Below are 1,655 nucleotides of genomic sequence, written 5' to 3'. Positions count from 1 at the left end.
GGGCCGCTGTTGGGGTCATACTGCGTTTCCGCCCACGCGAAGGTAGCAAAGCTCAGGAGCATTAGAACTGCAATAAACAGCACAGTCGCTTTACGCATGTAAACATCTCTCCTTTTTGGAAAGTCTGTCCATACCTACACCGGACGCATCCCCGGCATGAAAATGACGAAGAGAGCCAGTATGATGACAAACCAGAAGAACCTCAGCATAATACCACTCCCCGCTGTTGTTATACTTTCCGAACAGGAACTCTTGTTCCAGAGACCACCACCTTCTGGAATATTATAGCACGGGCCGGGGCAAAAACGGCCCCCAAAAATAGAAAAGCCCGGCAGTGCCGGGCAGTCTACTTCCTTGACATTATTGAGGCTATATGTTAGATTAAAAACGGGAATACCATAACAGGCGACGTGAGTGCCTCGACCTGCCGAGGTTTCCGGTTGTACCCTCTAAACTGCTGGCACAGTTTAGAGGGTTTTTACCTTATTCCCTGCGGTAGGTGATGAGCACCACGAGGGTGAGCAATTGGATGGTTGCCTGCACGATCTGTATTACATCTTGTGCGGTAATCATCCCTGCCCCACCCCCTTTCGGAGAAGAATCTCCTCGGCAGGTGAGGCCCGCAGTTATGGTATTCCTTGTCTTATTTTAGCAAATGCTGTGGGCTTGGACAAGGACTCTGCAACGTACCGCTGCATTTCGGAACACAAAAAGAACAGCCGGACGGCTGTTCGGTACTCGCAAACCGTTAATTCTTGTGAGGACAAGAGTAAATTCAGCGATGTTTTTCGCTTTCACCGCACTACGGAGAAACTTTTTCAATACGGCTACTTCCTTGATTTCCCTTATCTGTTCGGCTATGTCTTCAGGGTGAACCGCCCAGATTTTCCTCCAGCACATCAAGTATGGCGCTTTATAAGCCTTGTTGTTCTCCTTGCGCAACCGATTTTTGCCTGATCCCTTCAAACAGCGGGGACGTTTCCATCCTGCTCACCTCAGCACACTTTTCAGTTTGCTGAAGAGAGAACGTCACTTAGAACAGCTAAAAACTCCTCCAGGCTTTTCACCCTTACTGCGCGGCGGAAAAGCATTTTCAGCGTATTCATGTCCTCAATCGCCCGCAGTTTTACTGCCAGTTCACCCGGGTATCGCCCGGTGTTTTCTTCCAGAACTTCAAGAATTGCTTCGATACGGTCTTCTCTTGAGCCTTCTTGAATCCCTTTCTGAATCCCTTCTTGAATCCCTTTCTGAATCCCTTCGTTGACCCACTTTTGCTTAATCCCTTCAAACAGCGGGGACGCTTCCATCCTGCTCACCTCGATGTTCCTCAAAATGATTTCGTCCGGAATCTTTCCCAGATGAGCGAACAGAGCCAGGCCGACGTACAGGTCAGGTACCCATTCCGCCGGGGCTTCCCTTATGCGTCTCGCGCAACGGGCTACCAGTTCCTCGTCCGGCATCTGCCGCCGCATCAGCGGCACCAGCGGTACTATCCCCACCGGCCCGTACCTTAAAACGTCCTCACCCGGCAGCTCGGCCAGGTTGACCACCCGGTAGCTGAAGGCCACCACGGTCAGGTCCAGGCAGTCAAAACCGTATTCGCCTTCCTGCGGCCTGCCCGTCAGGTTGAGCACCACCGGGTAAACAGGCTTCCT

Annotated in this window: 2 protein-coding genes; both read right to left on the bottom strand. The window is 51.7% G+C overall.

The features are described 5' to 3' along the window. Positions 1 to 648 precede the first annotated feature (648 nt). A complete protein-coding gene (locus ACPLUI_RS14665; RefSeq protein WP_424660978.1) occupies positions 649 to 900 on the bottom strand; it encodes a hypothetical protein in 252 nt (83 codons plus the stop codon). A gap of 107 nt (positions 901 to 1,007) precedes the next feature. Next, positions 1,008 to 1,655: hypothetical protein (locus ACPLUI_RS14660; protein ID WP_424660977.1), on the bottom strand; the 648-nt coding region annotated here is incomplete at its 5' end.

The sequence above is a fragment of the Desulfofundulus sp. genome (assembly GCF_049701015.1).
GTDB lineage: Bacteria > Bacillota > Desulfotomaculia > Desulfotomaculales > Desulfovirgulaceae > Desulfofundulus.
This window is presented reverse-complemented; position numbering and strand designations above follow the sequence as displayed.